This window comes from Polynucleobacter sp. MWH-Loch1C5, assembly GCF_018881775.1.
Classification (GTDB): domain Bacteria; phylum Pseudomonadota; class Gammaproteobacteria; order Burkholderiales; family Burkholderiaceae; genus Polynucleobacter.
Genome location: NZ_JACVPR010000001.1, coordinates 228974 through 250074, shown reverse-complemented (window position 1 = coordinate 250074; position 21101 = coordinate 228974). Strand labels below are relative to the sequence as shown.

The 21101-nt window shown below is 46.5% G+C and carries 18 protein-coding genes and 1 tRNA gene; 7 read left to right on the top strand and 12 right to left on the bottom strand.

All coding sequences use genetic code 11. The annotated features are described in order from the left end of the window. Window positions 1-123 precede the first annotated feature (123 nt). Window positions 124-705: an Rrf2 family transcriptional regulator gene (locus tag ICE94_RS01220; RefSeq protein ID WP_216147672.1), complete on the top strand. Its 582-nt coding sequence runs from the start codon at window positions 124-126 to the stop codon at window positions 703-705. Window positions 706-712: 7 nt separating this feature from the next. Here ICE94_RS01220 and ICE94_RS01215 read toward each other — a convergent pair whose 3' ends face one another. From ICE94_RS01215 to ICE94_RS01195, 5 genes are read right to left on the bottom strand one after another with little or no spacing between them, the layout of a single operon-like run. Next, window positions 713-1492 (bottom strand): enoyl-CoA hydratase, encoded by a 780-nt coding sequence (locus ICE94_RS01215; RefSeq protein WP_216147669.1) that lies wholly within the window; start codon window positions 1490-1492, stop codon window positions 713-715. Beyond that, complete coding sequence (locus ICE94_RS01210; RefSeq protein WP_216147666.1) at window positions 1492-2724, bottom strand: CaiB/BaiF CoA-transferase family protein; 1233 nt, start codon at window positions 2722-2724, stop codon at window positions 1492-1494. The genes ICE94_RS01215 and ICE94_RS01210 overlap by 1 nt, the downstream gene beginning before the upstream one ends. Before the next feature lie 8 nt (window positions 2725-2732). After that, a complete protein-coding gene (locus tag ICE94_RS01205; RefSeq protein WP_216147661.1) occupies window positions 2733-3722 on the bottom strand; it encodes a tripartite tricarboxylate transporter substrate binding protein in 990 nt (329 codons plus the stop codon). Between the two features lie 60 nt (window positions 3723-3782). Further along, window positions 3783-6803 (bottom strand): FAD-binding and (Fe-S)-binding domain-containing protein, encoded by a 3021-nt coding sequence (locus tag ICE94_RS01200; protein ID WP_216147659.1) that lies wholly within the window; start codon window positions 6801-6803, stop codon window positions 3783-3785. After that, window positions 6800-7498 carry a GntR family transcriptional regulator gene (locus tag ICE94_RS01195; protein ID WP_216147656.1) on the bottom strand — a complete coding sequence of 233 codons (699 nt, stop codon included), beginning with the start codon at window positions 7496-7498 and terminating at the stop codon, window positions 6800-6802. The genes ICE94_RS01200 and ICE94_RS01195 overlap by 4 nt, the downstream gene beginning before the upstream one ends. 198 nt (window positions 7499-7696) lie before the next feature. Between ICE94_RS01195 and ICE94_RS01190 the strand changes: the two genes are divergently transcribed. Further along, on the top strand, window positions 7697-8884 hold the full coding sequence (locus ICE94_RS01190; protein WP_216147653.1) for an alanine--glyoxylate aminotransferase family protein: 1188 nt from the start codon (window positions 7697-7699) through the stop codon (window positions 8882-8884). Window positions 8885-9004: 120 nt separating this feature from the next. Here ICE94_RS01190 and ICE94_RS01185 read toward each other — a convergent pair whose 3' ends face one another. From ICE94_RS01185 to fabI, 7 genes are all read right to left on the bottom strand, one after another. Then, window positions 9005-9952 carry a branched-chain amino acid ABC transporter permease gene (locus ICE94_RS01185; RefSeq protein WP_216147650.1) on the bottom strand — a complete coding sequence of 316 codons (948 nt, stop codon included), beginning with the start codon at window positions 9950-9952 and terminating at the stop codon, window positions 9005-9007. Further along, a complete protein-coding gene (locus ICE94_RS01180) occupies window positions 9949-10869 on the bottom strand; it encodes a branched-chain amino acid ABC transporter permease (protein WP_216147647.1) in 921 nt (306 codons plus the stop codon). Before ICE94_RS01180 ends, ICE94_RS01185 begins: the two co-directional genes overlap by 4 nt. Window positions 10870-10891: 22 nt before the next feature. Beyond that, window positions 10892-12109: an ABC transporter substrate-binding protein gene (locus ICE94_RS01175; protein WP_216147644.1), complete on the bottom strand. Its 1218-nt coding sequence runs from the start codon at window positions 12107-12109 to the stop codon at window positions 10892-10894. Between the two features lie 41 nt (window positions 12110-12150). Next, a complete protein-coding gene (locus ICE94_RS01170; RefSeq protein WP_216147641.1) occupies window positions 12151-12852 on the bottom strand; it encodes an ABC transporter ATP-binding protein in 702 nt (233 codons plus the stop codon). After that, window positions 12849-13619: an ABC transporter ATP-binding protein gene (locus ICE94_RS01165; protein WP_216147637.1), complete on the bottom strand. Its 771-nt coding sequence runs from the start codon at window positions 13617-13619 to the stop codon at window positions 12849-12851. Before ICE94_RS01165 ends, ICE94_RS01170 begins: the two co-directional genes overlap by 4 nt. Before the next feature lie 148 nt (window positions 13620-13767). Further along, window positions 13768-13858, bottom strand: a tRNA-Ser gene (locus ICE94_RS01160). A 49-nt stretch (window positions 13859-13907) separates the two neighbouring features. Beyond that, window positions 13908-14702, bottom strand: a complete 795-nt coding sequence (gene fabI, locus ICE94_RS01155; protein WP_216147634.1) for an enoyl-ACP reductase FabI — start codon at window positions 14700-14702, stop codon at window positions 13908-13910. An 87-nt stretch (window positions 14703-14789) separates the two neighbouring features. Here fabI and ICE94_RS01150 point away from each other — a divergent pair, with 87 nt between their 5' ends. Genes ICE94_RS01150 through ICE94_RS01130 form a run of 5 tightly spaced genes read left to right on the top strand, consistent with a single transcriptional unit; the run spans window position 14790 to window position 21084 of the window. Further along, window positions 14790-16670 (top strand): extracellular solute-binding protein, encoded by a 1881-nt coding sequence (locus tag ICE94_RS01150; RefSeq protein ID WP_216147631.1) that lies wholly within the window; start codon window positions 14790-14792, stop codon window positions 16668-16670. Next, window positions 16667-17755 (top strand): microcin C ABC transporter permease YejB, encoded by a 1089-nt coding sequence (locus ICE94_RS01145; RefSeq protein WP_370623788.1) that lies wholly within the window; start codon window positions 16667-16669, stop codon window positions 17753-17755. The genes ICE94_RS01150 and ICE94_RS01145 overlap by 4 nt, the downstream gene beginning before the upstream one ends. Next, window positions 17755-18801, top strand: a complete 1047-nt coding sequence (locus ICE94_RS01140) for an ABC transporter permease (RefSeq protein ID WP_216147628.1) — start codon at window positions 17755-17757, stop codon at window positions 18799-18801. The genes ICE94_RS01145 and ICE94_RS01140 overlap by 1 nt, the downstream gene beginning before the upstream one ends. Then, a complete protein-coding gene (locus ICE94_RS01135) occupies window positions 18798-20393 on the top strand; it encodes an ATP-binding cassette domain-containing protein (protein WP_216147625.1) in 1596 nt (531 codons plus the stop codon). The genes ICE94_RS01140 and ICE94_RS01135 overlap by 4 nt, the downstream gene beginning before the upstream one ends. 34 nt (window positions 20394-20427) lie before the next feature. Next, the gene (locus ICE94_RS01130; protein ID WP_216147622.1) at window positions 20428-21084 is read left to right on the top strand and encodes a C40 family peptidase; all 657 of its coding nucleotides are present in this window, start codon (window positions 20428-20430) and stop codon (window positions 21082-21084) included. Window positions 21085-21101 lie beyond the last annotated feature (17 nt).

Here is a 21101-nt window from a genome sequence, read left to right as displayed (position 1 = left end):
AAACTGCTGCAATGATACCTAAAAAAGTCCCTATTTAATAGGGTATTAATACCCATAACACTGCTAAATCTTTGAATACTTATAGAAAAATTCTAACTAGGCAAACTGTGTTAGATTATCAGTATGAGAGTTGCTACTAAAGGTCGATACGCTGTGACAGCCATGCTAGATTTGGCTGAGCAGGCTATTCACCATAAACCACAAGCTTTGGCCTCTATCAGTGAGCGCCAGGCTATCTCTTTGAGCTATCTTGAGCAGTTGTTTTGTAAGTTGCGCCAAGCACAACTTGTTGAAAGTGCTCGTGGCCCAGGGGGTGGTTATCTCTTGGCGCGTAGCCCAGTTAACATTACGGTAGCCGACATCATTATTGCGGTCGATGGCATTGATAGTGAGCCGCAAGAAGCCGATCAAACGAGCAGTGCCTTATGGACTACCTTACATCAGCAGATGTTAGGCTATCTAGCTAGCGTGACTTTAGCTTCGCTGATGGATGAACAACTCGTCAAAAAAGTCGATCAGGCTTTTTCAGAAAACCAACTCAAGCGTTTGGCTCAAGTCATCGCTCATAAAGAGGCACGTGTTAAAAAAGTGACGCAGGCCGAGCAAACGCCCAAAAAAGCGGCAGTTAAAAAATCTACGACTGACAAAAAGCCCGTGGTCAATTCAGTATTTAACTGGGGCAAGTTTCTCGTTAAAACGCGCTAGTCATTGATCACTCGGTGCGCCATTGTGCCGGGCGTTTAGCTAAAAATGCACTCACCCCTTCTCTAAAATTAGCGCTGCCATAGCATTCCCGAATCAGATCGTCTGCATTGGGTAAGAGAGATTGATGTGCACCTCGCATGGCTAATTTGGTAACCTTCAAGGTGGTTGGCGATAGAGCACGAATGGTGTGAATTAACTGCTCGCAAACCTGATCTAGCTGATCAGCAGGGCAGATCTGATAAAAAAAGCCCGTATCAGACAGTTCCTCAGCCGTCGGTGTTTCGGCGAGTAAAAGCATACGTTTGACTTTCTGGGTACCGAACTCGGTGATTAAGCGGGCTAGATTATCTGAAGATAAACAATTGCTGACAGTGCGCGCGATGGGACAACCTAGCTTCGTGCCTGTGCTAGCAATTCTGAAGTCGCAGGCGGTAGCAAATAAAAGTCCGCCCCCCATAGCTAAACCTTCTAAAACAGCGATCGTTGGAAAGGGCAGTTGCTCCAAAGCTTGGATATGGGCGTCTACATGTTTTTCATAATCAACGCCCGCTTGTCCGTCCTTAAATTCAGTAAATTGGTCAATCGCTGTGCCTGATACAAAAGACTTACCACCGGCGCCACGTAAAACGGCAGCACGTATACCCCGGGTTTCTTTTAATTGGGCGCAAATACTGCTTAGCTGATCGTACATCGACCATGTCATCGCATTGCGAGCGCTAACATGATCAAAAGTGATGTAAGCAATATCATCACGCAGTTCTAATACGACACGACCCTGATCAGACATTATTCTCTTTCTGGTGTAAAGGCACCGGCGGCTTCATATTGTTCTATCGCTTCTGCAGTCAACCCTTTTTCTAGAAGAATTTCCCGGGTATGTTCGCCGAGTAAGGGGGGATGACGACGCACCTGTTGTGGAGTACCCATCATTTTGACTGCAAAGCCAATATTCGGAACGCTGCCTTCGATAGGATGTGGGATCGTCATTTTCATCTGACGATGTTGACCATGTTCACTGGCAAAAGCCTGCGGATAGTCCAAGATGGGGCCTGCAGGAATGCCCTGTGACAATAACTCATCAATCCAAACATCACATTTCTTTTTAGCAAAACTTTTTTCTAATTCTTCTATGAGGACTTCGCGATGGGCTAGGCGATCAGCAATAGTTATAAAGCGTGGATCTTCTAGTAGATCTGCTCGCTCTAAAATCTTGCAGAGTTTTTCCCAAAGTTTTTTATTGGTAGCGCCCATCACAAAATAGCCATCTTGGGCTTTCACCGCTTGATAGGGTGCGCTCATTCGATTCGCGGTACCCAAAGCCACAGGTGCTTCTCCTGTGCCCCAGTATTGCGCGGTATCCCAAATAGAAAATGCGAGCGCTGAGTCAAATAGGGAGGCATCAATATATTGCCCCACACCTGTTTTCTGGGCTCCAATGTAAGCCGATAAAACACCGTAGAGCGCAAAGAGGGCGCAGCCAATATCAGCCACAGGCACGCCTGCTTTGACAGGCTTACCATCGCCGTGGCCCGTCATGGCCATCACTCCAGACATGGCTTGGGCCATTAGATCAAAGCCTGGGCGATCAGCCCAAGGTCCGGATTGACCGAAACCAGAGATGCTGGCATACACTAAACGCGGGTTGATTTCAGAGAGAACTTCATAACCTACGCCTAATTTTTTCATGACGCCGGGGCGATAATTCTCCACCAAGATATCTGCATCTTGAACGAGTTCAAAAAGAATTTTTTTTCCAGCATCAGATTTGAGATTCAGCGAGATACTGCGCTTATTTCGGTTCATATTCAAAAAGCCCATGCTATCGGGGCCTTTCATCTTGAAACCCATGGCGCCACGCGTCTGATCTCCTGTGCCTGGAGGTTCTATTTTGATGACATCGGCACCCATATCCGCGAGTAGCATGCAGCAATAGGGACCTGCCATGACTTGGCTAATATCAAGGACCTTCACGCCCTCTAAGGGCAGAGGGCGTGAAGTCGAGCTAGGTATTGAGCTCATGCAGTGCCTTACTCCGCTTTCACGTTGAGTTCTTTCACGAGGCGCTGATATTTAGTCAATTCAGCTTTCAAGAAAGCATCGAAGGCTGCAGGACTGTCAGCGCCACCGGTTTGCAAACCTTGAGCATCTAAGGTCGCCTTATTTTTAGGATCGGCCATCGCTGCTTTGACAGCTTTGTCGATCTTATTCACCATGTCTGCTGGCATACCCTTTGGACCCATGACGGAGTACCAGTTAGTCACATCAAACCCTTTGATGCCGACTTCTTCAAAAGTAGGCACGTTCGGTAGTTGTGGGATGCGTTTCGGTGTTGAAATCGCCAAGGCTTTGAGCTTGCCACTACGAATATGTTCCAAGACCGGTGGCATGGTGTCAAAGTTCATATTGATTTGACCTGCGAGCAAGTCAACGATGGCCTGACCACTACCTTTGTAGGGAATGTGGTTCATTTGCACACCTGCAATCTTCGAGAAAAGTGCGCCAGCCAAATGTTGTGTACTACCGATACCTGATGATCCGTATGTCAGCTGACCAGGCTTGCTCTTGGCTAACTTAATTAATTCTTCAACGCTATTGGCGGGTACTGAAGGATGCACAACGAGTACGTTCGGTACGTAACCAATATAGGTAATGGGTGTGAAATCTGTGCCTGGGTTATAACCAATCTTAGGCAACACGAATGGTGAAATCGCATTTGAGTTGGAGTGGCCAATCAGCAGGTTGTAGCCATCAGGGGGTAGTTTGGCAATAGTGTCAGCGGCAATTGTGCCGGCAGCACCTGCGCGGTTTTCGACCACGATGGATTGTCCTAATACCTCACCCATTTTGGGGGCTAGTGCGCGGGCCACGATATCTGTGCCACCGCCGGGTGCAAAACCGACTAAGGCTCTAATCGGCTTGTTGGGCCAAGCACCACTTTGAGCCATCACCGGGACATTCATTAATGATCCTGCTGCCAGGATCGATCCTGCGACGAGTAATTTGCGACGTGTGTTCATGCTCTCCTCCTTATTGGTAAATGAACCTTTCACTGCTTGCAAAACTACATAACAACAACATTAATGCGCTAAATGCTTTTCTAATACTTGTGCTACATGCCACGCTTGACGCTCAACACCATCTTGAATTTGATGACGACAGCTAGAGCCATCTGCAATTAAAAGAGCATCAGGCGCTTGACGAATAGCGGGCAATAAATTCAGTTCAGCCATTTGCATCGATAAGTCAAAATGTTCAGCTTCATAGCCAAAGCTACCAGCCATACCGCAACAGGAGCTTTCAATCATTTGCACCTTGGCTTCTGGGATTAATTGCAGCAGACGTATGATGGGTTTGACGGCATCAAACGATTTTTGATGGCAGTGACCATGCAATAAAAAGTTTTGACTCGCTGGCTTTAATTGCGGCATAAACCGACCTGCCTCATACTCTTTACTTAAAAACTCTTCAAAAGTTTGGCTCACTGCAGCTAACTTTTCAGCAGGAGAACCGAGGCCCATGACCAAAAACTCATCTCGTAAACTGAGTATGCAAGAAGGTTCTAGGCCAATCACTGGGATATTTCTTGAGCTAAAAGTACTGAAGGCTTGCACGAGCTCTTGTGCAGACGCTTTAGCCCGATCGACCATGCCGCTCGCTAAATAAGTTCGACCACAACAGTAGTGGCCATTATTCTTCTTGGGGATATATACACAGTAGCCCGCTGCCTCTAAAACACGTACAGCGCTGCGTAGGTTCTCCGTTTCAAATGAGCCATTGAAAGTATCTGCCCATAAAACCACAGGTTTGTCAGAACTTAATAAGTTTTCTAGGCTACTACCCAGCGTTTCACGCCAGATCGTGTCACGACGCCAGCTAGGTAAGCTACGTTTGGCTGAGAAGCCGAGTAATTTTTCACCTAGTTTCTTGAGTAGTGGACTTTGGTTGCACCAATTGAGAGCATGTGCCAAGCCAGGGATGTCGGCAATCCAATGCGAGTACTTCGGTAAATAAGCAATCGCTCGATCGCGTAATGACCAGCCATGTTTTTTCTTGTAGTGGCTTAGATATTCAATCTTCATCTTAGCCATATCCACGCCGGTAGGGCACTCGCGCTTACAGCCTTTGCAACTCACACATAAATCAAAAGCTTCTTTGACTTCAGGAGCTAAGAAGCCATCCATGCCAGGACGATCTAATTGATTGGAGAGTGCGAGTCGCAAGGTATTGGCACGGCCGCGAGTGAGATGCTTTTCATCGCGTGTAACGCGATAGCTAGGGCACATCGTGCCGGCATCAAACTTACGACAGTGACCGTTGTTATTACACATCTCCACGGCCTTAGCAAAACCGAGTGCAGGATCGCCGCCGGTACCTGGTGCTGTGGTCTCTTCGGTCACTGGATCATTTTGCACATTCCACTGTGACCAATCTAACGAGGTCTGCAGTGGTATGACGCGGTATTGTGGAGAAAATCTAAAGTAGCGTGCATCATCCATGCGCGGTGGATTAATAATCTTGCCGGGGTTCAGCAAGTTACTTGGATCCATATAGTGTTTGATTTGGGCAAATGCTTTGGTGATGTGCTCGCCAAATTGCCATTCAATCCATTCGCCACGACAGAGGCCGTCACCATGTTCACCGCTGTAGGCGCCTTTATAACGACGGACTAATTCAGCAGCTTCTTCAGCGATGGCACGCATTTTCTGTGCGCCGTCACGGCGCATATCCAAAATAGGGCGCACGTGTAAGGTGCCTACGGAGGCATGGGCATACCAAGTGCCGCGCGAACCGTATTTTGCAAATACTTCTGTCAGTGCTGAGGTGTACTCAGCCAAATTGGGCAAGGGGACTGCACAGTCTTCGATGAAGCTGACAGGCTTGCCATCGCCTTTTAAGCTCATCATGATGTTCAGACCTGCTTTACGAACTTCCCAGAGATTCTTTTGCATCTCTGGATGGAGCATCTCTACTACGCTATCAGCTTGACCAAGATCTGACATCAAGGCAACGAGATCTTTCACTTTTCTTTCCAGGCTCGCTAAATCAGAGCCGGCAAATTCAACCAGCAAAATCGCCTCAGGTGTTTTTCCTTGAGGGTTCACGAGGGCAGTTTCAATCACTGAGCGGAAGGCCGGATTATTGCGCGATAAATCAATCATCGTGCGATCGACGAGTTCCACAGCGCAAGGCCCTAACTTCACAATATGCTGGGCGCTATCCATCGCGTCATAGAAGCTGGCAAAATTCACTACCCCTAAAGTTTTATGACGCGGTAGCTCGGCGAGTTTCAAGCGAAGTTTTTTATAGACTGATAAGGATCCTTCACTACCGACCAGTAGATGAGCTAGGTTCACTTGACCATCGCTGGTATAAGGTCGCTCACTTTGATTATTGAAGATGTCGAGGTTATAACCTGCAACGCGACGCATTACTTTAGGCCATTTTTCTTCAATTTCAGGTTGGAGTCGAGTGGCTAAATCGGCAACAAATTGACCAATTTCAAGAGGGCGGCCTTGAGCCTTGCTCATCGGACCAAACCAATGGGATTGGCCGCTAGCAAGCCAGGCTTCGATACCTAAAACGTTATGGACCATATTGCCATAGGCAATTGAGCGACTGCCGCAAGAGTTATTGCCAGCCATACCGCCGATAGTGGCTTGTGCTGCCGTGGATACATCGACGGGGAACCATACTTGATGTTTTTTGAGTGCTGCATTGAGATGATCTAAAACAATGCCGGGTTCAACATCGACATAGCCTTGCTCGAGGTTGAGATCAACGATTTGCCGAATATGTTTTGTATTGTCGATCACGAGCGCTGCGCCGGTCGTTTGACCGCACTGACTGGTGCCACCCCCGCGCGGCAGAATCGGTATGCTGTGCTCGCGCGCCAAATGAATGGCGGTTTCGATATCTGCAGCACTCTTAGGAATAAAGACGGCTAAAGGAAGAGCCTGGTAAATCGAGGCATCAGTCGCATAACGGCCACGCGATGGCGTATCGAGTAAAACCTCGCCTTGAGTTTCTTTTTTGAGGCGAAGGGCTAAGGCTTGGACTTGTGCTTGTTGATCGGTAATCGGTTCGTAAAGTTTGTTCATGATTGTTGAGCAATGCTGAAGTTTTCTGTATCTAATAGGGCCAACACTACATCGCGTTTGTTCATCACATGAGACTGCATTACGGCACGCATACGTTGTGTGTCGCGTGCCTTAAGGGCGTCGATCATTTCTTGATGTTCTTCAATCGCTTTTTGCCACTTGTGTTCATCTTGGTTTGATTTGAAGCGCAAAGCCTCAATACGCGCATTCACTTGTTGATACAAGCGAGTCAGAACCGGATTGTTGGCAGCCTGATTGATGAGGTGGTGAATCTTTAGATTAAGGCGGTAATAGTTCGACAGATCTTTACGCGCATGCTGAGCCAACATTTCGTAGTGAGTGGCTTCTAGCTCTGTTAACTGTTCTACCGTAATATTTTGTACGGCTAATTCTCCTGAAAAACCCTCTAAATTAGCAATCACATCAAAGGTGTTCAGAATATCTTCACGATCGAGTTTGACGGCAATTGCACCGCGATTGGCAATCAGTTCGACTAAGCCATCCGCAGCTAAACGACGTATTGCCTCACGAATTGGGGTACGAGAAACGCACAATTGTTCCGCTAATTCACGTTCATTGAGTTTGCTTCCTGGTGCAATTTGACCCTCGACAAGCATATTGCGTAGCTTTTGAAAGGTCATTTCATGCAAGTTTTGGGCATTGAGCTCAGAAGAAATCGGAATAATGGCAGCCATGACTGGAAATTCTCACTTATCGACAATTTTGTATGCATTCTTAATATACTGCATACAATTCTTTTTAGAAAGCCCTAAAACACGCTATATTTAGTGGTATTTACCACTATAGGGTTAATTCCTAATCATATTTTTTGCATACAAAAAAGAAAAATGGTTTAATATTTCTACAAATAACAACCGAGAGAGACTATCACTATGCTCAAATTAGACAATCACGCATCCGGCCGCCATTTTTTACACATCCCAGGCCCAAGCCCTGTACCTGCTCGTGTTTTGCGTGCCATTAGTTTCCAAACCATCGACCATCGTGGTCCTGAGTTTGGGGAGTTGGGTCTAAAAATATTGAGCGATATCCAGAAGATCTTCAAAACCAAGCACCCTGTGATTATTTATCCATCATCAGGAACAGGCGCCTGGGAAGGTGCCTTGGTCAATACCTTATCGCCTGGTGATTTGGTCTTAATGTATGAGACCGGTCAATTTGCTACTTTGTGGAAAAAACTCGCAGATAGACTGGGTTTAAAAACAGAATTTTTAGGTATGCCAGGTGCTGAAGGTTGGCGCTATGGTGTGGATGCCGCCAAAATTGAAGAGCGACTCAAAGCGGATACACAACATCAAATTAAGGCAGTGTGCGTCGTTCACAATGAAACTTCCACGGGTGTGACTTCTAATATTGCAGCGGTAAGAAAGGCGATTGACGCAGCCAAGCATCCAGCTCTTTTGATGGTGGATACGATTTCTGGTTTAGCCTCTGCAGACTTCAGGCACGACGAGTGGGGCGTAGATGTGACAGTCAGTGGTTCACAAAAAGGGTTGATGTTGCCCCCTGGTTTGGGTTTTAACGCTTTATCCCCACGTGCCATCGAGGCCAGCAAAACTGCTAAGTTACCCAAAGCATTCTGGGCTTGGGACGAAATTTTAGAATCTAATAAAACGGGCTATTGGCCATCTACCCCAGCCACCAATTTGCTCTATGGTTTGCATGAGGCCATGGACATGATTCTCACAGAGGGTTTAGATCAAGTTTTTGCGCGCCACCAGCGTTTAGCCAAGGCATGCCGTGCAGCAGTGCAAGCTTGGGGTTTGGAGATTCAATGTCAAGACCCTGCGGTTTACTCACCCGTTTTAACGGGTGTGGTGACGCCTGAGGGGGTGGATGCTGATCAGTTGCGTAAGCTCATCCATGAGCGTTACAACTTATCTTTGGGTACTGGCTTAGGCAAGGTTAAGGGCCGCATGTATCGTATTGGTCACTTAGGCGAGTGTAATGAGCTAGCCTTATTAGGCGCATTGAGCGGCTGCGAGATGGGCATGAAGGCCTTTGGTATTCAGCTCAAGGGCAGCGGTGTATTGGCCGCACAGGAAGTTTTACAAGCGTAATTCAGTCAAGGGCCGGAGGAGACAAACAACAGAGCCAATCTAATTTTGACGTACGCGTTAGGCAGCTTCGGCTGCCATTTTTTTTACTAGCCCCATGCAAGCATGGGGACTAGAGACTGTTTATGAAGAGGCTTTAGATTGATTTTTGCGATTCCACAATTCTTGGATTTCACCCACAATACCGCGACGAAATGCTAAGACGCAAATCACAAAAATGGCACCAAGAACGATGGTGCTAAATGAGCCAATACCGGCCAAGTAATTTTGTAGACCCACCACCACCGTCGCACCTACGATAGGACCTAAAACTGTGCCGATACCACCCAGAATAGTCATCAGAACGACTTCTCCAGACATGTGCCAGTGCACATCAGTGAGACTTGCTAGTTGGAAGACCAAAGATTTGGTAGATCCTGCCATACCAGCAATAGTGGCGGAAATTACAAAAGCGAGTAATTTGAACTTAGCCACGTCATAGCCTAATGAAATGGCTCGTGGTTCGTTTTCGCGAATAGATTTAAGTACTTGTCCAAAAGGTGAGTGAATCGTTCTCTGAATTAAGACAAAGCCTGCCACAAAAATAGCCAGGACAAAGTAATACATGCTGATGTCATCAGATAAATTAATGAGACCTAAAAAGTGACCGCGGGGTACCCCTTGGATACCGTCTTCACCTTTGGTGAAGGGTAATTGCAAGGCTAAGAAGAAGATCAACTGGGATAGTGCTAGGGTGATCATGGCAAAGTAAATACCTTGGCGACGAATCGCAAGAGAGCCAACGATATAACCGGTCACCCCGGCATAGACCATACCAGCCAGAATACCGAGTTCAGGAGTCCAACCCCACTCTTTACATACGTGCGAAGAGATATAGGCGGCACCACCAAAGAAAGCAGCATGGCCAAAGGAGAGTAAGCCGGTGTACCCCAACAATAAATTAAACGCGCAAGCGAACAAAGCAAAACACAAGACCTTCATCAAAAAGATGATGTAGATGAAATCTTGAAACGGTGCCAGCAATAAAAGCGCTAGCAAAATCCACTGCACATAAGGCCCTGTATTTTTCATTTTTCTTTTCCAAACAGACCAGCAGGTCGTAGCAATAACACAATTGCCATGATCACAAAAATGATCACGCTTGATGCTTCAGGGTAGAAAACTTTTGTTAAGCCTTCCAATAAACCAAGGCCCAAACCGGTCACAATCGAACCCATAATCGAGCCCATACCACCGATCACGACCACAGCAAACACCACAATAATTAAATTGGAACCCATCAGTGGGTTCACCTGAAATACCGGTGCTGCTAATACACCGGCAAAGGCTGCTAAGCCGACCCCAAAACCATAGGTGAGGGTAATCATCAGAGGCACATTAATCCCCAATGCTTGCAAGAGTTTTGGGTTTTCTGTGCCGGCTCTTAAATAGTTGCCCAGTTTTGTCTTTTCAATAAGGTACCAAGCACCTAGACATACAGTCAGTGATGCGGCAATGACCCAGACACGATATTTGGGTAGGAATAAGCCTAGGCTTTCGAGTTGTATGCCACCTTGCAGAATTTCAGGAACCGGATAGCTCTCACCGGAAATGCCATACCAGTGGCGGAACATGCCTTCCATGACAAGAGCTAGACCAAAAGTCAGTAATAAACCGTATAAATGATCTAAGTGATACAAACGTTTGAGCATCGTTTTTTCAATGGCGATACCAATCATGGCAACGATGATGGGGGTTAAGAATAATGACACCCAGTAATTCATCACGAAGTCGGGTTGACCTAGCCACATACCGAGCTGAGTCAACCCTATCCATGAAATAAATGCACCTAACATGTACTGCGCACCATGTGTGAAATTAATCACATTCAGTAAACCAAAAATGATGGCAAGCCCCAAGCTGAGGATGGCGTAGAAAGAGCCATTGATTAACCCAACCAAAAGTTGGGCCACCAAACCTTGCGGCGTAATGCCGAGTAATTCAAACATGATGCGCTCCAGTCAAGCCCGATTACTTCTTGACCAACTTACAGACTGATTTAGACAAGGGCAAAGTTGCATCCTTGGCTGGAATCACAGCACGTACATGGTAGTAATCCCATGGTGTTGTAGATTCGTTTGGCTTTTTCACTTCGAGGAGGTACATATCATGCTCAAACTTACCGTCCGCACGAATCACGCCTTTGAACAAGCCATCATCAATCGGGGTTGATTTCAACTTAGCCATCACTGCTGCTGTGTCGTCAGACTTAGTGGCCTCAACAGCCTTCAAATAATTGAGTACTGCTGAATAAACACCAGCATGCACCATGCTTGGCATGCGCTTGTGTTGAGCGAAGAAGCGCTTAGACCAGGCACGCGTTTTGTCATTAAAGTCCCAGTAGAAGCCTTCAGTGACTGTCAAACCTTGCGCGGCTTTGAGACCCAATGAGTGAACGTCTGTAATAAACATAAGTAAGGGCACAATCGTTTGCTTTTGTGTGATGCCAAACTCAGCGGCTTGCTTAATGGAGTTAATCGTATCTTGACCTGCATTGGCGAGGCCAATTACTTGAGCACCTGAAGCTTGAGCCTTTAACAAGAAGCTAGAGAAGTCGCTGCCAGGGAAGGGGTGGCGAACTGAGCCAACTACCTTGCCGCCAGAGGAATTCACCACCGCTGCAGTATCACGTTCTAAATTGTGACCAAAAGCATAGTCAGCAGTCACGAAGAACCAATTCTTCTTGCCAGCTTTAACCATGGCACCACCTGTACCGACAGACAGAGCGTAGGTGTCATACGTCCAATGCACATTGGTTGCGGTACATTTGGAGTTAGTGATATCTAAAGAAGCCGCACCAGAAATCAAAGTGATTTTATTTTTCTGTTCAGCTACTTCCATAGCAGCCAGTGCTGCGCTAGTGGTCACCAAGTCAACGATGACATCCACTTTTTCTTTATCAAACCATTCACGTGCTTTATTGGCTGTGATGTCCGCTTTATTTTGATGGTCTGCAGAAACTAATTCGATTTTTTTGCCAAGAACAGTCTTATTCTTAGAAAAATCTTCAATTGCCATACGAGCGGCAATCACAGAACCCTGTCCTGCTAAATCAGAATAAATACCGGATAGGTCCGTGAGAACGCCAATTTTGATGACATCATCGCTGACTTTTTGCGCCGATACGCCGGCTGCCATAGCAGTCAAACAGGCCGCTGCAATAGCCTTGGTCACTAATTTGTATTTCATCTCCACTCCTTTGTTACTGCGTTTAAACAAAAAGAACTGCATCAGACGCCAAGTAGCTCATTGAGTTCAGAGGTACTGGTGGCTAATTCGTTTTGGCTGACTACTTTGACAACCTTGCCATGTTCAATAACGTGATGACGATCGGCCAAGGGTGCAGCAAAACGGAAGTTTTGCTCTACCAAGACAATCGTAAAACCACGTTTTTTTAGGTTCAGAACTACTTCGCCTAATTTCTCCACGATTACAGGAGCGAGCCCCTCAGTAATTTCATCGAGTAAGAGTAATTTGGCGCCGGTTCTTAAAATTCGAGCAATCGCCAGCATCTGCTGTTCGCCGCCGGAGAGGCGCCCGCCTGGGCTGTTGCGACGCTCCTTAAGATTAGGAAACATATCGTAGATTTCATCAACAGACATGCCGCCTGGTGCCAGCGTTGGCGGCAACATTAGATTTTGTTCGCAGCTCAGGCTAGCAAAAATACCGCGTTCTTCAGGGCAATAGCCCACACCTAGACGAGCTACCTCATGAGATTGCAAGCTCAGACTGGCTTTTCCAAAAATTTCTATATGACCCGTGCGCTTGCCCATCAGTCCGCAAATCGCACGTAGGGTAGAGGTTCGACCTGCGCCATTACGTCCTAAAAGAGTAATGACCTCACCATCTTTCACTTCTAAGTCGATGCCGTGCAGGATGTGTGATTCACCATACCAGCCATGCAAATCTGAAATCTTTAAGACAGTAGTCATGCATGAGCTCCTAGTGATTGAGTCGTTGAACCCATATAGGCTTCAATCACTTGAGGGTTGCTTGATACTTCTGCATAGTTACCGCTGGTGATGATTTTGCCTCGTTGTAAAACAGTAATCGTATCGGCAATGGAGGCGACTACTTTCATATTGTGTTCCACCATTAAGATGGTCCGTCCGGCGGAAACTTTCTTAATTAGTTGTGTGACCTTTTCTACGTCCTCGTGACCCATGCCTTGGGTCGGCTCATCAAGTAGCATGACTTCAGGATTCATGCCAAGCGTAGTCGCGATTTCTAAAGCTCTTTTTCGACCATAGGGCAAATTCACAGCCAACATGTCGGCGTATTCAGTGAGGCCCACCTGATCTAAATAAGACATTGCCTCATCATTTAAATGTTTGAGTGTGTTTTCACTTTTCCAAAAATGCATCGAGACCCCGGTACGTTGCTGGATGGCAATACGCACGTTCTCAAGATTACTTAAGTGGGGGAATACCGCGGAAATCTGAAAAGATCGGACTAGCCCGATGCGAGCGATTTCAGCAGAGTTCATCGCTGTAATGTCTTGCCCTTTGTAATAAATGGTTCCGGAACTCGGCGTAATGAACTTGGTCAGCAGATTAAAGCAAGTTGTTTTACCTGCACCATTAGGACCAATAAGCGCATGAATCGTACCTTTTTTAACCTGGAGATTGACATCGCTGACCGCCAAAAAGCCTAAGAACTCTTTACTTAGGTTTTTTGTTTCTAGAATCACATCTGACATACGGTTGGCCCGTTATTGTTGTTGTTCAGATTTAGATACTAGAACCTAGCCCATCAATCAACAATCAGGGATTGTCACTAGATCGTGTGATGTGTCACTTGATTGTAATACTTAGGTAAATCAATGATTTAAGCGCGATTCTCTGTATTGGCGGAGAGAGCGGGATTCGAACCCGCGGTAGGCTATTAACCTACACACGCTTTCCAGGCGTGCGACTTAAACCACTCATCCATCTCTCCGAGAAGAAGGGCGCTAAAAAGAACGTGAATTATAGCCCTTCAAGTCACTCTAGGCAGACTCGCCCTCGGCCATGCCGCCGACTACATGGCTAAAACCACCGTCTACATAGGTGATCTCACCGGTAATGCCGCCGGCTAAATCAGACATTAAGAATGCTGCTGCATTTCCTACGTCTTCAATCGTTACGTTGCGACGTAGTGGTGCGTTCGCTTCTACAAAGTCTAGGATCTTGCCGAAACCTTTGATGCCTGATGCTGCCAGCGTTTTAATGGGGCCAGCTGAAATACCATTACAACGAATTCCTTTGGGGCCCACCGAATTAGCCAGGTAGCGCACGCTAGCTTCTAAAGAGGCTTTAGCCAAGCCCATCGTGTTGTAGTTAGGCACGACCATCTGTGAGCCTAAATAAGTGAGGGTTAGAAGTGCAGAATTAGGTCTTAGCATCGGCAGTGCTGCTTTAGCCAGTGCCGGAAAACTATAAGCTGAAATATCGTGGGCAATTTTGAAGGCTTCGCGATTGAGACCCTCTAAAAAATCACCTGCGATTGCTTCACGCGGGGCAAAGCCAATCGAATGAATCAAGCCGTCAAATTGTGGCCAGGAAGCTGATAGATCTTTAAATAGTTGAGCGATTTGCTCATCGCTACCGACATCACAGTCAAAGACCAGTTGGCTGTTAAATTCAGCAGCAAACTCAGTAATACGATCTTTAAAACGCTCGCCAACATAAGTGAAGGCTAATTCGGCACCTTCGCGGTGGCAGGCCTTAGCAATTCCATAGGCAATAGAGCGATTTGATAACAGTCCTGTTAGGACAATTTTTTTTCCGGCTAAAAAACCCATATACAGATTTCCTTCTATTTTTCGGGTGAAATCCATTGTTTTTAAACAATTCACCACTTTTTTGACGACTAACTACAATTGTCACATATGCACGTGAGCCCCTCACCATTTTTTCATGTAAAGCAAAAGTTCACTCTTGCTGGGCTCTGCATTGTCATTCTGCTTGCACTGGCGCTGCTGAGCCACAAGGCGCACGCTGCGCATGGCTTTGCTCAATATGGGCAGATGAAGTACCCAGCCAATTTCTCACACTTCTCATACGTGAACCCCAATGCTCCCATGGGGGGCACGCTTCAATTACCCAATCCTGATCGACGCACAAGTTTTGATAAGTTCAACCCTTTTACACTCAAGGGTATCACTGCGCCAGGTATTGCTGCCTTGATGTTTGAAAGTTTATTAACGAGTAGCGCTGATGAAATTGCAGTGTCTTATGGTCTTTTGGCAGAAGATGTGGAATTAGCAAAGGACCAGTTATCAGTCACTTTTAGGATTCGTCCTCAGGCACGTTTTCATGATGGTCAGCCGGTATTGGCTCAAGATGTGCAGTATTCCTTTGAAACCCTGATTAGTAAGTTAGCTAGCCCACAATTTAGAACCATTTATGCGGATGTGAAGCGCGCGGTGGTAGTCTCTGAGCGTGTGATACGTTTTGAGTTTGTACGTAAGAACTCAGAATTACCCTTGATTGTTGGTGCTATGCCCATCTTTTCAAAACGATGGGGTCAAGATGCTAAGGGTCAAAGTAAGCCATTCAATCAATTAACCTTTGAAACCCCCATAGGTACTGGACCCTATTTGATTGAAAAGTTCGACCCGGGCAAGACCATCACATTTAAGAAGAATCCTGACTATTGGGCCAAAGATATCAATGTGCGCCGCGGTTTTTTTAACTTTGAAAGAATTGCCTACAGGCTTTACAAAGATGACACTGCCCGTCTAGAAGCATTTAAGGCAGGTGAGTTTGATGCCCTCGTGGAATACCGCGCCAAAAATTGGGCCAAGAGTTATGTGGGACCCAAGTTTAGAGATGGCACACTCGTGAAGAAAGAGTTCAAGCATCGCAATGGTGCAGGGATACAAGGTTTTGTGATGAACTTGCGCAAACCCATCTTTACCGATGCCAGAGTGCGTCAAGCGCTCACTATGGCACTTGATTTTGAGTGGATGAACCGCCAACTTTTTTATGGGCAGTACTATCGTCTAGATAGTTACTTCTCAAATAGTGAGTTGGGTGCTTCTTATGAGCCTGGCAGCTTGCCTCAGGGTGCAGAAAAGCGGCTTTTAGAAAACCTACAAAAGCAATTTCCAAAAGAATTCCCAAGTCAAGCTCTAGGTCCGATGCTCTTGCCAGTATCCACGGCAGAGCCACAGAGCTTGCGTGGCAATTTACGTGAAGCTAAGCGTCTCTTGGCGCAAGCAGGGTGGACTTATCGAGACGGTGCTTTACGCAATGCTCAGGGTCAAGTATTTCGTTTCGAGATCATGGAGGATGGCGGTGCTATGGGGCGTGTGATTGCCGCCTATGTACGTAATTTAGAAAAGTTAGGAATTCAAGTCGATGTACGCACGACCGATTTTGCTTTGTATCAAAAGCGTATTGAAGAATTTGATTTTGATATGACTACAACTCGTTTCCCTGATTCACAAAGTCCTGGTAATGAATTATGGGATCGTTTTGGTAGTGAAGCTGCTAAGACCAAAGGCTCAGACAATATTATTGGTGTTCATTCACCCGTGGTCGATGCCTTAATTGGTCAGATTGTGAAAGCCCCGACGCGCGCTGATCTGATTACCGCCACACGTGCGCTCGACCGAGTGCTCATGCACAGTCATTATGTTGTGCCTCATTGGTATTCTGCAACGCATCGTGTGTCATTTAAGAAAGACCTGACTTACGTCGCGCCACCTAGTTACTACGCTGCTGAGTCATGGATTCTGTCGACTTGGTGGAGGAAGGCTCCATGAACCCCGCACTGATTCGATACATTATTCAGCGCTGCCTATTAATGATCCCCACGCTTTTGGGAGTATTGACGCTGACTTTTGCGGTGATTCAATTTGTACCCGGCGGCCCTGTTGAGCAAATGATGCTTGAGCTCAAAGGTCGCGGTGAGGCCAGTGTGGGTGCCGGTGAGTCTAGTGGCGGTGGTGCCACGCCGTCACAATACAGAGGGCGCCAAGGTATCGATGCTGAGCGACTCAAAGAAATCCAAGCACTCTATGGTTTTGATAAACCAGTTCTGGAGCGTTATTGGTTGATGCTCAAACGTTTTGCGATGTTTGATTTAGGCCAGAGTTACTATCAACATCGTAGCGTGTGGGATTTGGTCGTCTCTAAATTACCAGTATCGATTAGCCTCGGTCTTTGGACTTTTTTTATTACATACTTGATATCAATACCCTTGGGTATTAAGAAAGCGGTTCGTGCAGGAACGCGTTTTGACACGGTGACCAGTGTGATCGTTCTGGTCGGTTATGCCATCCCTGGATTCGTGCTCGGAGTGTTGCTCCTCGTCTTATTTGGTGGGGGTAGTTTTTTACAGCTTTTCCCTCTCAGAGGGCTCACATCTGATAACTGGGCGGAGCTTAGTTTGATGGCCAAGGTGATGGATTATTTATGGCATTTGGTTTTACCTATTACGGCATCAGTTTTAGGTAATTTTGCCGTGATTACCATGTTGACAAAAAACTCTTTCTTGGAAGAGATTCGTAAGCAATACGTTCTCACTGCGCGCGCAAAGGGCCTCACGGAAAATAGAGTGTTATGGAAGCATGTTTTTCGTAATGCCATGATTCCTTTAGTCACTGGATTCCCGGCAGCATTTATCGGTGCATTCTTTACTGGATCCTTGTTGATAGAAACCTTGTTTTCTCTCGATGGTTTGGGTTTGCTCTCTTATGAGGCCGTCATGAAACGCGACTATCCAGTGGTCTTGGGAACTTTATATCTATTTACTTTAATTGGTTTAGTCACGCGTTTGGTTTCAGATTTGGCTTATGTTTTGGTAGACCCTCGGATTCAGTTTGGTAGTCAGGGAGGGCAGCGCTAATGCTTAGTCTCAGGCAGATTCGACAATCTGGTATCTGGCAGCGTTTTAAAACGCATCGTCTGGGCTACTGGAGTTTGCTCATTTTTAGTTTTGCATTTGTTCTGAGCCTATTCGCCGAAGTGATTGCAAATGACAAACCATTGATCGTGAAGTATCAAGGTGAGTATTACTTACCGATGATCAAGACCTATCCTGAGACCACTTTTGGGGGTGACTTTCCGACACCCACTGATTATCTAGATCCTGCGATACGCAAAAAATTTAAAGAAGCAGGGCATTGGGCGATCTACCCCATCATTCCTTATCGTTATGACACGCTCAATTATTTTGCGAAGGAGCCTAATCCAGCCTCGCCTTCTGTTGATAATTGGCTGGGGACTGATGATCGTGGTCGAGATGTTTTAGCGCGCTTAATTTACGGCTTTCGCTTATCGATTCTCTTTGCTTTGGCATTGACCATTATTGGCGTGGTTATTGGTGTTTTGACAGGTGCCTTGATGGGTTATTTCGGGGGGCGAGTTGACCTGATATCGCAGCGCGCTATCGAGATCTGGAGCTCGATGCCCGAGCTCTATCTGCTCATCATTTTTGCATCCATCTTTGCCCCTAGTGTTGCTTTACTAATCATTCTTTTATCTTTATTTGGTTGGATGGGGCTGTCTGACTACGTACGTGCAGAATTCTTTAAAAACCGCGCACTAGAATATGTGCGCGCCGCTCAAGCTTTAGGTTTATCCAATCGTCAAATCATCTGGCGTCATATATTGCCTAATAGCATGACCCCTGTGATTACTTTTTTACCGTTTCGTATGAGTGCTGCTATTTTGGCGCTGACCAGTTTGGATTTCTTAGGCTTAGGCGTCCCCGCTAATCAGGCCAGTTTGGGTGAGCTCTTGGCGCAGGGTAAAGCGAACTTAGATGCTTGGTGGATTTCTTTATCGACCTTCTTGGTTTTGGTATTCACCTTGCTGCTGCTCACTTTTATTGGTGATGCCATACGGGATGCTTTTGATACGCGCCGACAAGTCAAGGAGGTGCGTGCATGAGTCTCTTGCAAGTTAGCGATCTCTCTATCGACTTTGGTAGAAAAAGAGTTGTGGATCAATTTCATTTAGATGTTCAGCCAGGCGAGCGTATCGCCATTGTGGGTGAGTCTGGTTCTGGTAAGACACTCAGTGGCTTATCTTTAATGGGTCTTTTGCCTGAGTCGGCTACCGTACATGGCCAAATTTTATGGTCAGGTCGTGATCGTCGGGTCGATATCAATCAGCTTACTGAAGATGAGAAGCGTCTTTTGCGTGGACAAGAAATTGCCATGATCTTTCAAGAGCCGATGACTGCACTCAATCCCTTGTATACCGTGGGTAATCAAATTGTTGAGGCTATTTTGTGTCATCAAGCCATGTCAACGGCAGCGGCTCATCAAGAGGCGGTACAGCTTTTACAAAAGACCGGAATACCTGAGCCAGAGCAACGTTTTTACAGTTACCCGCATCAATTATCAGGTGGGCAACGTCAGAGAGCCATGATAGCCATGGCGCTAGCCTGTAAGCCAAGATTACTGATTGCCGATGAACCCACGACGGCCTTGGATCCGAGTTTACGTAATCAGATTCTCGATTTGCTCAAAGATTTACAAGAGACATCTAGCTCAGAGATGGCTGTCATTCTGATTACCCACGATCTCACTTCCGTGCAAAGCTTTGCCCAGCGGGTTGTCGTGATGCATCAAGGCAAAATTCTAGAGACGGGTTCAACTCATAAGGTCTTTACAGAGCCAGAGCATGCCTATACACAGCAACTGGTTCACAGTCGACCTCAGCGTCAAGTCATTCCTCTGGTACCGATCGCGCCTGTTTTATTGAAGGCTGATCATTTACAAGTCAGTTACCCAAAACCTGTCGCTTTATTCAGTCGCTTAGCCGATTGTGTGCGTGCCTTGTCATTGAAGCCCTTACTTGAGCAAGACAGTCTGGTAGTGCTTAAAGATATGGCTTTAGAGCTCAAGCAAGGTGAGACAGTCGGTGTGATTGGTGAATCAGGGAGCGGTAAATCGACCTTGGCTTTAGCCTTATTAGACTTATTAGCTCAATCTGGGGCGAGAGTTGAAGGGCGCGTCGAGGTGATGGGGCAGGTCTGGCGCGATTTAAGTGCAAGCCAAAGACGCACGGTGCGTAAAAGTTTCCAAGTTATTTTTCAAGATCCATTTGGGTCACTCTCGCCGCGCATGACGGTGATGGATATCGTGGCTGAGGGTCTACGTTTACACCACCCGGAATTATCAGAAGAAATAGTTCGTGCACGAGTCGTAGAAGCGCTCAAAGAGGTCGGTTTAGATCGCACGGCCTTATCACGCTACCCACATGAATTTTCTGGAGGTCAACGGCAAAGAATTGCCATCGCACGGGCTTTAGTTTTAAAGCCGGCTATTTTGGTCTTGGATGAACCCACTTCGGCTTTGGATGTCACGATTCAAAAGCAAGTTCTGGAGTTATTGACTCAATTACAGAGCAAATATAACTTGGCTTATTTATTGATTAGCCATGACATGGACGTCATTCAGGCTATGTCGCACCGCGTCATTACTCTTAAAAAAGGTAAGAAAATCAAAGAGGAAGAGCTAGCAGTGGAGGGCTAGTCAGGGCTTTTGTCATCCGTTACAATAGAAATTCATGCGTAAATTCAAGCAATTAGCTTTCGCTACTCGTTTTACTTGGATTGCAGCGGCATTATTGCTGGCTGTAAGTCCTGTGCACGCTCAGAACTTACCTGAAGAAGCGGCTATCGGTCGCGAATCAGGTCGCGAAACAACGGCTGCCAAAATTACAGGTGTTGCCTCGCAATTGGCAACCACTGTAACCACTTCTGTGGCAGACGGTACTGAGCAGCTCATCAATAACGCGATGCAACTCATTGGTGTGCGTTACCGTTGGGGAGGCAATACCCCTCAGAGCGGTTTGGACTGCAGTGGTTTCGTACGATATGTCTTTAAGGATACTTTTGGCTTCCTGTTGCCGCGCAAGTCTGCGCAGATGAGTAAAGTCGGCATGGAAGTCAAACGTGATGAGTTAAGACCTGGTGATCTAGTCTTCTTTAACACCATGCGCCATGCCTTCTCTCATGTTGGTATCTATGTGGGTGACAATAAATTTATTCATGCCCCCTCCAAGGGTAAAGCGATTCGTGTGGACGATATGACCAAGACTTATTGGGATAAGCGCTACAACGGTGCGCGTCGCATGGATGGTGCCGAGTCCATGAATGAAGATCAGCGCCAGAAATTATTGCTTGAGTATCAAGAGCGTCTTGAGCGCGGTAATCGTCTCTAAACGTCTCTACAACTTCC